Genomic DNA, 13526 nt, shown 5'->3' with positions numbered 1-13526 from the left:
CATTACTCAAACTAATTACGATAAGATGAAAATAGCTACATCCATATTATTGATCTCTTCACTGGCCCTGGCAAGCTGCTCTTCCAAAAAGCCCAACAGCGATCGTTTCGAGGGCAAAGCCAAAAAAGATGTGGTGTCTTTTGCGCCGAAGGTTACCGGCAGAATTCTGAACATTTATGTAAAAGAAGGCCAGACGGTAAAGAAGGGAGATACCCTTGCCCTGCTGGACGTGCCGGAAGTTTCCGCGAAGATAGCACAGGCACAGGGAGCCGTAAACGCCGCAACAGCGCAGGAACAGATGGCCCGCAACGGCGCTACCGCCGATCAGCTGAAACAGTTACAGGCCAAATACAAAGGGCTAAAAGAACAATATGAGTTCGCCCGGAAATCATATGAAAGGGCTACTAATATGTTCAACGACAGCCTCATGTCTCCACAGTCGTATGATGAAGTATATGCCAAATACCAGGGCGCCAAAGCACAGTACGACGCCGTGATCGCGGAACTGGACGATGTGAAAAGAGGTACCCGCGTGGAGAAAGTGAACATGGCCGCCGGCCAGGCTTCACAAGCCAAAGGCGCGTTACAGGAAGCCAACGTGGCCTATTCCGAGCGTTATATCATCGCCACCAACGACATGGACATAGAAACTATCAGCCTCAACCCGGGAGAGCTGGCCACCGCCGGCTTTGCGCTGTTCAACGGCTACATCCCCGGCAGTACCTGGTTCCGCTTTACCGTTCCGGAAAGTAAGATTGCCGGCTATAAAAAAGGACAGGACGTAAAAATGAAAGTGTTGTACAACAACGAAGAACTGGACGGTACTATCGCCTACATCAAACAGCTGACCCGCTACGCGGACATTACCACTGCCTTCCCCGACTATCAGCCACAGGACGCGATCTACGAGATCAAAGTGCAGCCTAAAGATGCGGGCAGGACAAAAGACATACTGGTAAACGCAAGTGTTATACTGAAATAATCAGGCATGAAAGAATTTTTCCGATTGTTGAAACGGGAGTTTAAGCTGTTCCTCGGCAATTCCACCCTGCGCTCGGTATTTTTCCTGGCGCCGGTGTTGTATGCCACCCTGATCGGCTTTGTATATAAAGCCGGGAAAGTGGAAAATATACCCGTGATCGTTATCGACAAAGATAATACGCCGCTATCCGCGCAGCTGGTGGAGATGTTGGGCGACAATAAAAGCATTAAAACGCTGAAGTACCTACAGGAACCGGCCAACGTAAATGATGAAGTGATCAGAAAAGAAGCTGCCGCCGTAGTGATGGTCCCGGCGCGGTTTGAGGCCGACATCCTGCAGAAAAAATATCCGGAAGTGAATGTGTATGTGAACACCAGTAACGTGTTGACCGCCAACTTCGCCTCCAAAGCATTGCAGCTGACCATCGGCACGTTCTCCGCCGGTGTTTCCATCAAAGGGTTACAGAAGATGGGCATGCCCGCTGTCAGGGCAGCCACACAGTACGAGCCGTTTAAGACCAACTATATCACGCTGTTTAATACCACCAGCAACTACCTCATCTTTATGTGGCCTGCCATGCTGGCCGTGGTATTGCAGCAGGTGATACTATTGGCCATGGCCATCAGTTTTGCAGCGGAGTTTCAGCGGGGCTCTTTTGTAACGGAGTATGCCGGCATGCGGCGCCGGGCTTTCCCGATCATGCTGATCAAAGTGATCCCTATCTGGATATTCTCTATCCTGATCGTCTCGATCTATTACCTGATGCACATGTTCTTTAACGTGCCTATGCCGGAAGGTATTCTCAGCTTCCTATGGCTGACCGCTTTCTTTGTGGGCTCGGTATCTTTCATGGGCGTGTTTGTCAGCATCCTGATACCGGACGCCTTAAAAGCCACGCAGGTATTAATGGTGATTGCTTCGCCGGCATTTATCATCAGCGGCTTCACCTGGCCGCTCAGTGCCATGCCGGCATTTGTACAGGTGTTGGCCAACATCATTCCGCTGACGCCTTTCCTCCAGGCATTCAAAATACTGCTGATCCAAAAGGGCTCTGTGGAGCTGACCTACCCTTATATGCAGCATCTGGGGATCTTATTGGTGACCTATGCCCTCCTGGGATGGCTGGCATTAAAGATAAAACTGCGGTTCCTCTTCAGCACCGCCAAAAAAGAGTAAGTTGTAAGCCAGGCTTACAACTTACCCAACCCTGTATTTATTCTAAAGTACCTGTGCAATGTGATGTACATCCTGCGGTTGCGGCAGCGGCTTGTAGCTGGTAATGGCCAGCTGCGGCTGCAAGGCCACCATGAACGTATCGTAGGCGTCTGGCTGACCGGTCTGTTCGGGAGATACCAGCAACAGCCGGTCACCGATGATATGCAACAGCGTGAGCGGCGGCGTCACGTAATTTACCGCAACACGGTGCTGGCTGCGATCTTCGGTATCAGACTCGATCAGCTCCAGGTGGTACAATTCAAAGGGCAGTTCTTTGCTGCCGAGGCAATCCGTTACACCCGGGATCCTGTTGCCCAGCTCCTGTAAATATAACCCTACCGCAAAACCTACTTTGTAATGCAGGGAGTTGGATTTCGGATTATGGGCCTTCAGCTCGGTGAACGTCCTGAACTGCTTATCAGGATTATATGCCTGCGACTGCATCAGGAATTCCACATAGGAGTCTTCGAATATTTTCTTCTCCAAATCCCCTGTGGAAGCTGCATCTATGACCTGTCTGAAACACAGGATAATCTGCGCTGGCTGCATCTTCATAAAAAGAAATTAAAATCGACTGGTAAGAAATTGGTTGAAAAGAAATTATCAGATATTGATGGTATGATACAGGTTATATCCCCCGCCGGAAGCAGGTGTTACAGTAGCCAGTTCAGTAGCCAGTGAGTCGTTAATGATAGTGTCGAGATAGTTGGTAGTGGGGTTTTGTCCGTGTGCCGCATATAACGGGGAGGCGTACACGGCAGCGTTGATCGCGTCCGGGAAAGCAATCTGTGTGGTCAGGTACAGCGTAGTGCCGATGAATATCTGCGCATGCAGGTGGGCGCAACGGCCAGGATACCAGCCGGGATAGATAGACAGGAAATGCACCAGGCCATTGGCATTGGTATACTGCAATCCTCTGCCGAAAAGACGGCCGACATTGTTTTGTACGCCCAGATAGCCGTTGTTAACATAACCGGAATAGTAACCGTCTTTGTCGCACTGCCAGATATCCACCCGTGCGTTGGTCACAGGCGCGCATCCCCTGGCCACGCTCTGAACTTTGATGTCGATATTCAACGGTACGCCGGGTTTGTTGTCGGTAATATTTACCCGATTGATAGCGGAGCCGCGGCTGTTGTACAGCGGATAAGGACCGTCCATGTCGTAGTCAGTAGCGCGACAGGCGGCTTCCGTTTGAGCGCCGGCGGCGGCAGCCTTAGGATCTGTATTATCCTTTTTACAGGCTTCCAGCAATACAGGGGCAGAGATGGCTGTAACAGCCAGTGATCTGAGAAAATTTTTCCTTTCCATAGATAAAAAAATTGTTTAGCTAAAGATCTGCTAACACTATTTTTTTATCAAGCAGGTATCGGTAAAAGCGCGTGATGTACCGATGTATCATTTGCCGCTCCACTCCCGGATACCGTCGGCATAGGTACTGCTGACAGGCAAGGTGGCGCCGGAATGCAGCAGTACCTTACGGTAAGCAATAGCACAGATACTCCGTACGGCCACAATATAACTGCGGTGGATACGCCGAAAGCGGTCGTGCGGCAGCTTTTCCAACACTTTCTTCAGCGGCATGAGCGTCAGCACCGGCCGCGCATTGACCAGATGAATACGGATATAGTCTTCCAGGCTTTCTATGTATTCCACTTCGTCGAGCCATATCCGTACCTGCTTATATTCCGCATATACGAAAAAAGACTCCGGCTCCCGCGGCACAGCAGCAACATGTTTGTAGTGGTATTGCGCCATGGTTTTCTGCATGGTCCTGGAGAACCGCTCCATGCTGATGGGCTTCAGCAGATAGTCCAGGGCTTCCAGCTCAAACCCTTCGTGGGCAAATCGTTTATGCGCAGTCGTGAAAATGACCATGGGCTTTTCATCCAGTGAGCGGACCAGGTCGATGCCGGTAATATCGGGCATATTGATATCGATGAACAGCAGGTCTACCGGGCGGCAACGGAGGAATTCTGCGCCCGACAGCGCATCGTCGAAAGTCTGCAGCAGCTGCAAAGCGGGGAACTGCGCGGCGTAGTTCCTGATCAGCTCCAGTGCAAGCGGTTCATCATCTATAGCGATGGCTTTTATCTTCATATGGGTGAATGAAGTAAATGGTTTCGTACGGGTTAATCTGTCAGTAATGTCAGTCTGACGGTATATAGGTTGTTATTCGTAGTGATATCCAGTACATGTTTTTGTGGATACAGTAATGCCAGTCGTTGTCTGGTGTTGGCGATACCCACGCCACAGCCGTTGACCGGCGCGGGTTCCCGGAAGATGCGGTTACAGCAGAAAAAATCAATCTGATGGTCCTTTATACTCAGGCGGATAGTAACCGGCGCCGGCTGGTGTTTGCTGATGCCGTATTTGAATACATTTTCCACGAACGTCATCAGTATCAGCGGGCTGATCAACTTATAGTCCATCTCCCCGGAAACCTGATAATCTACTGTTCCCGGCTGCAGACGGAGCTGTTGCAGCGCGATGTAATCCCGGATACAGGCCTCTTCCTGCGGAAGCGGCACATAGTCGGCGATCACATCGTCCGTAATGTAACGCATAATATTCGATAAGCGCAGAATACTGTCCGCAGTGTGATTATTTTTTGTCAGCGCAAGGGTATAAATATTGTTGAGGGTGTTATACAAAAAATGCGGATGTACCTGTGCTTTGAGGAAAGACAACTCCGCTCTGATCTTCTCCCGTTCTGCGGTGAGTGCCCGCTGCTCGGTCAACTGCCAGCGGCGCGTAGTGGTAATGGCAGCGCCCAGCGCCATGATCATAAAGAAGATAAAGAGACTGGTGATATCGATGACCGGTGGTATGTACACCCACTTCACGCCTTCCGGCGGCACCGCCCATTTCTGCCGCAGCAGCCGGTCGAACGGTTGCAGGAAAAAGATACCCGCACACAACAGCATAGCCATGGCGGCATAACCACCATACCTGCCCGGCATAAAAAATCCGGGCATCAGGTAATAGCGATTGAAATAGAACAGGCAGATGTAACAGCTGCAGAACAGCCAATAGCTGTAATGAGTGGCAGGCGCTATCAGTTCAGTATACCCCTTCCCGTTAGACATAAACAACAACGGGAATATCATAAACAACAAGCAACAGACGATGTGAATACAGATTTGAGGGGCTTTCCAGGATAACATATACAAATTAAGGGAAGCAGCAGGGTTATTTTTCATAAGTGTCGATGAAACGGGGAAATGTACCGATCTGTGGTGGAAGATATGAAAACCGCCCCCACCAACAAAAAAGGTTGTAAGTCACTGACCTACAACCCTTTTTCCATTAGTTTACTGTGATTAAACCGTGGCCCATACCGCCAGTTCATATCCGTCAGGGTCTGAGAAATGGAACCGCTGTCCGCCGGGAAAGCTGAAGACATCTTTTACAATCTTCCCTCCTGCAGCTATCACCTTTGCTTTGGTAGCTTCGAGGTCATCAGAATACAGCACCACCAGCACCGATCCCTTTACCGGTTCGCCCGTTGTGAAGCCCCCGTCTACATAGTCTCCTCCGAATGCCGTATAGTCCGGACCGTAGCCGACGAACTTCCAGCCAAAGCTTTTATGATAAAATTCTTTAGCGCGCTCAATGTCTTTCGTCAGAAACTCCAGGTACTGTACCTGTTCGTGTTTTAATTTGTTTGCTGTCATGGATAGCGTGTTTTTTGTAAAAATATATAAAGGGAGATATTGCCTGTTTGGAAAAAAACGACAAAATGTGTCACAAGACAAAACCATTTGTAGTTGCGGTTTCCAGGTGATCAACCTGTTTTCAAGATACCTAAATTTCCCGATTGGATAAATTATTTTCCCAATCTCGTTACCGCCAGCGTTGATCAGATCTGCATTTTTGCAGCATATATCCCTATTCATGATGGAGCGCTGATTTCCGGCTTCTTCCAAAGGGACAATTCATATTATATGGATATTAAAACCGCCAAACGATGGTTCAGCTGGCATAAATGGAGCAGTCTGATCTGCACCCTGTTCCTGCTGATGCTGTGTGTGACCGGGTTGCCGCTTATCTTTCACGAGGAGCTGGACAAAGTACTGAAAAAACAGGTAGTGGCCGACGTACCACCCGACGCCAGGCCGCTGTCGCTCGACTCCCTGGCTGTTGCGGCTTCCGCGCAGTACCCGGGTAACCATGTCCGTTATGTTTTCTGGGATGAAGAAGACCGTAACAAAGTGATCTTTGATCTGGCGCCGGCACCGGACGCGCCGCCGGAGCAAAGCAAATATGCCATGCTGAACCGATACACCGGCAGCCTGCTGGACAAACCCGCTACCGATGGCGTGATGGCCGTGATACTGAAGGTCCATACCAATATGTTCCTGGGCATCGGCGGTAAGCTGTTCCTCGGCCTGATGGGTATCCTCTTTGTGGTGGCCATTCTTTCCGGCATCGTGCTGTATGGCCGTATCATGAAGAAATATGATTTCGGCATGGTACGCAAATACAAATCCAAACGGCTGCAATGGCTGGACACGCATAACCTGCTGGGTATTGTTACCCTGGCATGGGCAAGCGTTGTAGGCCTCACCGGCATCATCAACGGCATGTCCGATGTGGTGTTATGGATGTGGCAACAGGGACAGCTGAAGGAGATGGTGGCGCCTTATGCGCAACAGCCGCCCTACCAGGGCCAACTGGCATCGCTGGACAGCGCGCTGGTGGTGGCGCAGGCCGCAGCGCCGGACATGGAGCCGCGTATCATTACCTACCCCGGCACTATGTTCTCCAGCAAACACCACTATGCCGTGTTCATGAAAGGCAATACGGCGTTGACAGCCCGACTGCTGACGCCGGCGCTGGTGGATGCCCAGACCGGTCAGCTTACCGATCACCGGAAGATGCCCTGGTATGTAAACACGCTGTTCCTCTCGGAACCGTTGCATTTCGGCGACTATGGCGGCATGCCGCTGAAAATCATCTGGGCGTTGTTCGACTTCGCCACCATCGTTATTCTTGTGACCGGTCTGTATTTGTGGTTTGAGCGCAGAAATGCCTCCAGGCTACAGTGGAGCAGACTCGAAAAAATTGCAGCAGAAAATGAATAGTTTCTCCAGATTATGGTCCAGGCCCATACTTATCGCTGTGCTCTCCCTCTCCGGGCTCATTGCCGCGCTGGTGGGCGACGGCATCTGGGACGTATATTCCTGGATAGCGCTGGGCATACCTGTGGCGCTGATGATCAGATACTGGTACTACCCGGTAAAAACGAAAGATTAAATAAAGACCATCCTGTTACATCCATGACGGCCGCCCATCTATTCAATAAATTTATTGAATAGACGGGCGTATTTAATATCTTTGCGGTTTAGTGAAGGTTTTTACTGATCAACAATCACCGGAGATAGTCATGGGCATCAAATTAGGATTAAAGGAAAACTGGCAACAGTTTACATTGCTGGTGCTGGTCAACATGCTGGTAGGCGGCATGGTAGGGCTGGAACGGACGGTGGTGCCGCTGGTGGGCACCGAAGAATTTAAGATCGGATCAGACATTGTGGTGTTTTCCTTTATCATCGCATTTGGTGTGGTGAAGGCCTTTACCAACCTGGTTTCGGGCGTGCTGGCCGACAAATACACACGGAAGCGCATCCTCGTGACCGGCTGGCTGGTGGGACTGCCAGTGCCTTTCCTGCTGGCCTGGGGGCCATCGTGGAACTGGATCATTGCAGCCAATGTGCTGCTGGGCGTGAGCCAGGGACTGGCCTGGTCCATGACGGTGAACATGAAAATAGACCTCGTAGGCCCGAAAAAGAGAGGCCTGGCCATGGGCTTGAATGAGGCGGCCGGCTACGGCGCCGTGGGGCTCACCGCCCTGCTGACAGGGTACCTCGCATCGCATTACGGGCTAAGGCCTGCACCTTTCTATATCGGCATTTTCTACACGGTTGCCGGGTTGATATTATCCATCCTGGTGATCAGGGACACCAGGCAGCATGCCCGCCTGGAATCCGCGCAGGTAGCACAGCAAAACCTCCCCGGAGAAAAATTCCATCAGCCCGATTTGTGGTGGGTGTTCCGGGAAACATCGCTTAAAAACAAAAACCTCTTTGCCGTTTCACAGGCAGGACTGATCAATAACCTGAACGATGGCATGTCGTGGGGTGTTTTCCCGCTGCTGTTTATATCCGCCGGCGTTAGCCTGGAAGGCGTAGGCTGGATAAAAGCCGTATATCCGTTCGTGTGGGGCTTCGGTCAGGTCATCACCGGTCCACTGGCTGATAAGATGGGCCGTAAGCCATTGATCGTATGGGGCATGTTCGTACAGGCGTTGGGGCATGTAGTTATTGGACTGGCATTCTTGCCGCCGTTGACATCCGGACTGGTAGGTTCCGTATTGCTCGGTATCGGTACTGCCATGGTGTATCCCGCGCTGCTGGCGGCGGTCAGCGATGCAGCGCATCCCTCCTGGAGGGCCTCGTCCCTGGGCGTTTATCGTTTCTGGCGGGACATCGGTTATGCCGCAGGCGCACTGATGGCCGGTATTGTGGCCAATTTCTTCGGCCTCATGTGGGCCGTGCATATTGCCGGTATCATCACCTTCTTATCGGGCGTAGTGGTGTTGTTCCGCATGAAAGAAAATAATCCCGGACTGTAAACAGGATTCATTTACTTTGCGTGAAACAGAACAGCTTTTTTTTACGCCATGATGAATGATCATCGTTTGAACCGCCCGTTACAATTACTCGGAGTGGCTTGTTTGTTGGCCACCAACGTTGCCGCGCAAACGCCCAAAAGACCGCTGGAAGAATTGATTAACACCCGGGAACCCGGCTGGGAACACGTCACCGCCTGGATCGACAGCGCGACGAATAAGGTGGAAGTCTTGCCGGTTACGGAAAGCAAAGCCCGGGAAACCTTATACGAAGCACAAGTCACCACCCGCTCTCCTATGGGCGCTATCGTTTTCAACAGTGGCGGCATCCTGGTAGACCATGGCTGGATAAGGATTTTAGGCTCCGGTCATCCTAAACTAAACAGGACGCTGCATACCTGGAATGTTGGCAAAACATTGTTTAAAGAAGGCAACGCAGGCTTTATTTTAGTGGCTGACGATGCAGCCGGCGGATTTTTTGCGATCAACGGCGGCGGCCTTGGTAAAGACATGGGCAAGACCTACTACTTTGATCCGGCAGCTTTAGCGTGGGAGCCCCTCGATCTTACCTATACTCAGTTTCTGCTGTTTTGTTTTGAAGGAGATTTAGCAGCGTTCTATCAGGACCTCCGCTGGAAAGACTGGCAACAGGACGTATCGACACTGGATGGCAATCAGGTCTTTAATTTCTTCCCAATGCTCTATACAACAGAAGGCAAGGATGTCAATAAAGTCTCCCGGAGCAAAGTTCCCATAGAAGAACATTACAGCTTCACGCTTGATATGTTCGATAAAGTCAATGGAAAAAAATAACAAACATAAAGAAGGCCGCACCTACAAACGTGCGGCCTTTTATATAGTTCAGCTTCGTGGTGTAATATCGGATTAACAGCAATCCCCTTTTTATTTGTTCCCCTCCCCTTATTATTCAGGCAAATGATCAGGGTATTTTCCTGTAGCCTGATGCGCCCATCGGAGATCCCGGATTAGGCAGGTAATAATTGTTGACATCCACATTGGCCGCAGCCACTGTCAGGAAACGTGTGTTGGCATTAGCCCCGGTACCTTCGGTAACAGCACCGCCATTTTCCAGGTAGATATACGCAGAAGGATAAATGACGCCACCACCTGTTCTCGGCTGGATAAAGGCATTGGCATTGACGATCTGTGCGCCCGTTTGGCCGGTATAGCCATTGATACGCAACAGGGAGCCTCCGGACTTGGCGACGGTATTATTGGTAATTTGTACAATGGCATTGTCTGTGCCTCTCATGCTGATACCACTGTTTTCTGTCTGATTATCCCTGAACAGGTTGTTATGGATAATATGATAACCACCGCCGGCACCGTAAAACTGGCACATCTCGCCCCATCCGTCATGAACGTAGTTGTCGTGCGTATTGGTGTTGGTAGTACGGCCACCGATGAGGATGCCGCCGTTATGACCAAAATTTTGTTGCAGCCCCCAATTGGTGACTTCATTGTTATACACTTCCAGCAGATCGATGGCGGATGTCTGGATGCCATCAGCACCGGAGCCGGTCACATAGTTGTTATAGATTTTAACATTGTACCACTTGATCGGCTGTACGTAGAACTGGCCGGGTGTAAACAGCGTATCATATTTAGGCTGATTGGTGGTCAGGTTCCAGTAGGTGGCGGTATGACCGATGTACATGGACTCGTTCAGCGTACCGCTGATAGTGATATCGTGGATACGCAGGTTGTTCATGGTAGAGTTGGGATACCAGCTGGCAGTGTCAGTCAGGGAAGGATCTGTTTTGGCCCAGATGCCGGTACCACCGTTGTTGATCGTCAGATTGGTGACTTCAATGTTGTCGGTATGATTCCGCAGCACCAGGTCGAAATACGCCTCCCGCAAGGGTTGAGAGGAACCGTTGATAACAAAATCTGACTTACTGTTGCGGCCACCAACTTTGATATAGTGACAGTTGTCAAATATAATTCCCTCTGCCCAGGAACCACCGTTCCAGGAAGGATTACCAATGGTCGTCGCAGCAGATGAGCCATTCCGGATAATAATCGGCGCAGCAGCAGAACCACTGAAATTGGAAAGATTGATACTGGTGAAATTGCCTACCAGATTCAGTATATCCCCTGGTTGATAGTAGTTGTTGGCATTATTCACGACCAAATAGCCGTAGGCATCCGGGACAAGGTCAAATTCCCGACCGGTCAGCAGCAGGCCATTCTTGTTTTTATCTTTCTGCAACGCATCATCTGCCTGTATGTTCTTACGGCAACCTACGCCAGTGAAGCTGTAAAATAAAATAACCGCCATGAACACTGCACATGATGGGAGGTTAAACAGTTTGTTTGTTTTCATAAAACGTAATTTGGAAATTTGGAGACATGAAAAACCGGGATAAGGGAGTCAGGAACTAAGGGGTACATATACGGTTTTAAATATAATACTTCCATTGAAGGCAGTGCGGACAAAACGCAGCTAGATTAGAATACAGCTGGCAACAAACTGATAATCCGGTTATTGTGTTCTGTTATTAAAAGAGGAGATAGTTATCCAGCTATCAGATAAGCCGTATGCCGGAATTTAAAAAAAATCCCTTGCAAATATAAATCAGTAGTTTTACTTTAGTAGAAATAACAACGGTAGTGCACGACGATTCCTATTGAAAAACCTTTGCGTTACCACCATATTTACATACCCTCAAACATAACCGAATGAAAACCTTCATTGGCAAACACCTTATTGGTGCCTGGCGCCTGATTGGCTGCACAGACCAGGACCAGCACGGACATCCCGTTAATTTTTTCGGCACTGCTACTACAGGCATGCTTATCTATGATGACAAAGGAAACATGAGCGTTCAGATGATGGTTCCCGACAGAGCATTATTTTCTTCAGCCGCCATCGGTACCGGCACGCCCGAAGAGACCCATGCTGCCTTCCATGGTTACAACGCCTACTACGGCCGTTACCACGAAGAAACGCCTGGCGAAATCCTGCACGTGGTGGAAGGAAGTCTTTTTCCCAACTTTATCGGTATCCGGTTTGTCCGGCATGCGGAGCTGGTGGATGATGAGCTGACATTGATCACCCCACCACTGCCTGTCAGAGACCAACAGGTAGTCTTCCGGCTTGTCTGGAAGCGACTTTGATCAACTGAAAATATTTCCTTCTCACAATAACCATTTGTCATGTTTTATAATTTTGCGGAAGCCATGCTTTCCGCCCTGGAGCGTCATGCCAATCCCGCTCAGATTGTCTACCGGAATGAGACCATCAGCGCAGCCTTGCTGGCAAAGCGTGTGCAGCAACTCACCACTGTATTCAGCGGTATTGCACCCGAACAAAGGGCGTTATTATTATTAAAAGATAAACCTTCCTTTCATTACAGCTTCCTGGCCTTATCTGCCATGGGCATTGTCCCGGTGCCGGTCAACCCGAAAACAGACCTGCCCACGCTGGAGCACATGCTGCTCGACAGCCGCGCCGCCATGGTGATAGCGGACCCTGAAGAAATGGAACGTATCCGCCCCACGCTGGCGGCATCACCTTTCCTGTTGCCGGAACGAATATTTACGGACGATAGCCTGCCGGACTACGTTGCAGATATGCAGCCGCTGGCTTACTATCGCCGCAAACCCGGCAGCGTTGCTTTCTGGCAGTACACGTCCGGCACCACCGGAAAACCCAAGGCGGTGCAACATAGTCAGGATGCCATGCTCGCCGCCACCCGGCATTTTGCCGTGGAAACGCTGGGCATCGGTCCGGAGGACAGGATATACTCCATCGCAAAGATGTTTTTCGGATATGGGCTTGGCAACAGCTTTTTCTTTCCGTTGCTTACGGGAGCGGGTGTTTTACTGGACGATGCATGGCCCGCTATAGATCACATCACGGCCAACATCCTGCAATATCAGCCTACCGTGTTTTTTGGCGTACCGAAAATATATGCGATGTTGTTGAAACACCGTCCGCCAGGCTTACAGCAGGTACTGCAACAAGTGCGTATATTCTTCTCTGCCGGTTCTACCCTACCCGCATGGATATACGAAGCATGGATGGCTTACACCGGTAAACCAATATTAGATGGCATCGGAAGCACAGAAGTCGGCCATGTGTTCCTCAGCAATTCACCGGCGTCTCATACCGCAGGCAGTACGGGCCAACCGGTGCCGGGTTATCAGTTGCGGCTGGAATATGCGACAGCGCCGATCGGTGGACCTCAACAGGTAGGCGAACTATGTGTGCATACTCCGTATTCACTAGCCGGTTACTGGGAAGACCCCGTACGGACCAACCAAAAATTCCGCGACGGTTGGTACTATACCGGCGATCTTTTCAGCCTCGAAGCCAACGGCACCTATCGTTATGTTGGCCGTAAGGATGAACTGTTTAAGTCTAACGGCAGATGGGTGAACCCTTTGGCATTTGAAGCGGCACTTACCAATACCGTAGAGCACATCGAAGAATGCGTCCTGCTGGACCTTCCCGACGACGCGTCCCTTACCTGTACGCTGCTGTTGCTCGTAGGGCGGGAAGACACCAGGGAGGCCATTATGACTTTTATCCGCGAACAAACAGAAAGCCATTACCGGCCGAGAGACATTCTCTATCTACCGGAACTGCCCCGTAATGCTAACGGGAAGCTGTCCCGCTCCTGGCTCCGGTCCCAATATCAACAATACTTTCAACCGAAAAATAACTAG

General features: G+C 50.4%; 14 protein-coding genes. 8 read left to right on the top strand and 6 right to left on the bottom strand.

All coding sequences use genetic code 11. The annotated features are described in order from the left end of the window. The first annotated feature begins 25 nt into the window (after positions 1-25). Complete coding sequence (locus ICL55_RS33185) at positions 26-982, top strand: HlyD family secretion protein (RefSeq protein WP_188106002.1); 957 nt, start codon at positions 26-28, stop codon at positions 980-982. Between the two features lie 6 nt (positions 983-988). Next, the gene (locus ICL55_RS33180; RefSeq protein WP_188106000.1) at positions 989-2158 is read left to right on the top strand and encodes an ABC transporter permease; all 1170 of its coding nucleotides are present in this window, start codon (positions 989-991) and stop codon (positions 2156-2158) included. Between the two features lie 42 nt (positions 2159-2200). Here the strand turns inward: ICL55_RS33180 and ICL55_RS33175 are convergent, their stop codons facing one another. The 5 genes from ICL55_RS33175 to ICL55_RS33155 form a co-directional block, all read right to left on the bottom strand. Beyond that, complete coding sequence (locus tag ICL55_RS33175; protein ID WP_188105998.1) at positions 2201-2752, bottom strand: hypothetical protein; 552 nt, start codon at positions 2750-2752, stop codon at positions 2201-2203. A gap of 48 nt (positions 2753-2800) precedes the next feature. Next, complete coding sequence (locus tag ICL55_RS33170; protein WP_188105995.1) at positions 2801-3508, bottom strand: dioxygenase family protein; 708 nt, start codon at positions 3506-3508, stop codon at positions 2801-2803. 87 nt (positions 3509-3595) lie between these two features. Next, complete coding sequence (locus ICL55_RS33165; RefSeq protein WP_188105993.1) at positions 3596-4297, bottom strand: LytR/AlgR family response regulator transcription factor; 702 nt, start codon at positions 4295-4297, stop codon at positions 3596-3598. 32 nt (positions 4298-4329) lie between these two features. Beyond that, positions 4330-5286, bottom strand: a complete 957-nt coding sequence (locus ICL55_RS33160) for a sensor histidine kinase (RefSeq protein ID WP_188105991.1) — start codon at positions 5284-5286, stop codon at positions 4330-4332. A 234-nt stretch (positions 5287-5520) separates the two neighbouring features. After that, the gene (locus tag ICL55_RS33155; RefSeq protein WP_188105989.1) at positions 5521-5874 is read right to left on the bottom strand and encodes a VOC family protein; all 354 of its coding nucleotides are present in this window, start codon (positions 5872-5874) and stop codon (positions 5521-5523) included. 270 nt (positions 5875-6144) lie between these two features. On the opposite strand from ICL55_RS33155, the gene ICL55_RS33150 reads away from it, so the two are divergent. From ICL55_RS33150 to ICL55_RS33135, 4 genes are all read left to right on the top strand, one after another. Then, entirely contained in the window at positions 6145-7284 is a 1140-nt protein-coding gene (locus tag ICL55_RS33150) for a PepSY-associated TM helix domain-containing protein (protein WP_188105987.1), read from the top strand. After that, positions 7277-7456 (top strand): hypothetical protein, encoded by a 180-nt coding sequence (locus ICL55_RS33145; protein ID WP_188105985.1) that lies wholly within the window; start codon positions 7277-7279, stop codon positions 7454-7456. The genes ICL55_RS33150 and ICL55_RS33145 overlap by 8 nt, the downstream gene beginning before the upstream one ends. 91 nt (positions 7457-7547) lie before the next feature. After that, on the top strand, positions 7548-8834 hold the full coding sequence (locus tag ICL55_RS33140; RefSeq protein ID WP_343067910.1) for an MFS transporter: 1287 nt from the start codon (positions 7548-7550) through the stop codon (positions 8832-8834). Between the two features lie 48 nt (positions 8835-8882). After that, entirely contained in the window at positions 8883-9644 is a 762-nt protein-coding gene (locus tag ICL55_RS33135) for a DUF2625 domain-containing protein (RefSeq protein WP_223151677.1), read from the top strand. A gap of 127 nt (positions 9645-9771) precedes the next feature. Here ICL55_RS33135 and ICL55_RS33130 read toward each other — a convergent pair whose 3' ends face one another. Continuing rightward, the gene (locus ICL55_RS33130) at positions 9772-11178 is read right to left on the bottom strand and encodes a right-handed parallel beta-helix repeat-containing protein (RefSeq protein WP_188105983.1); all 1407 of its coding nucleotides are present in this window, start codon (positions 11176-11178) and stop codon (positions 9772-9774) included. A gap of 356 nt (positions 11179-11534) precedes the next feature. Here ICL55_RS33130 and ICL55_RS33125 point away from each other — a divergent pair, with 356 nt between their 5' ends. After that, positions 11535-11972, top strand: a complete 438-nt coding sequence (locus ICL55_RS33125; protein WP_188105980.1) for a lipocalin-like domain-containing protein — start codon at positions 11535-11537, stop codon at positions 11970-11972. Between the two features lie 39 nt (positions 11973-12011). Then, positions 12012-13526 carry an AMP-binding protein gene (locus ICL55_RS33120; RefSeq protein ID WP_188105978.1) on the top strand — a complete coding sequence of 505 codons (1515 nt, stop codon included), beginning with the start codon at positions 12012-12014 and terminating at the stop codon, positions 13524-13526.

Origin of the sequence: Chitinophaga varians (assembly GCF_014529945.1) — a bacterium.
GTDB classification, from domain to species: domain Bacteria; phylum Bacteroidota; class Bacteroidia; order Chitinophagales; family Chitinophagaceae; genus Chitinophaga; species Chitinophaga varians.
This window is presented reverse-complemented; position numbering and strand designations above follow the sequence as displayed.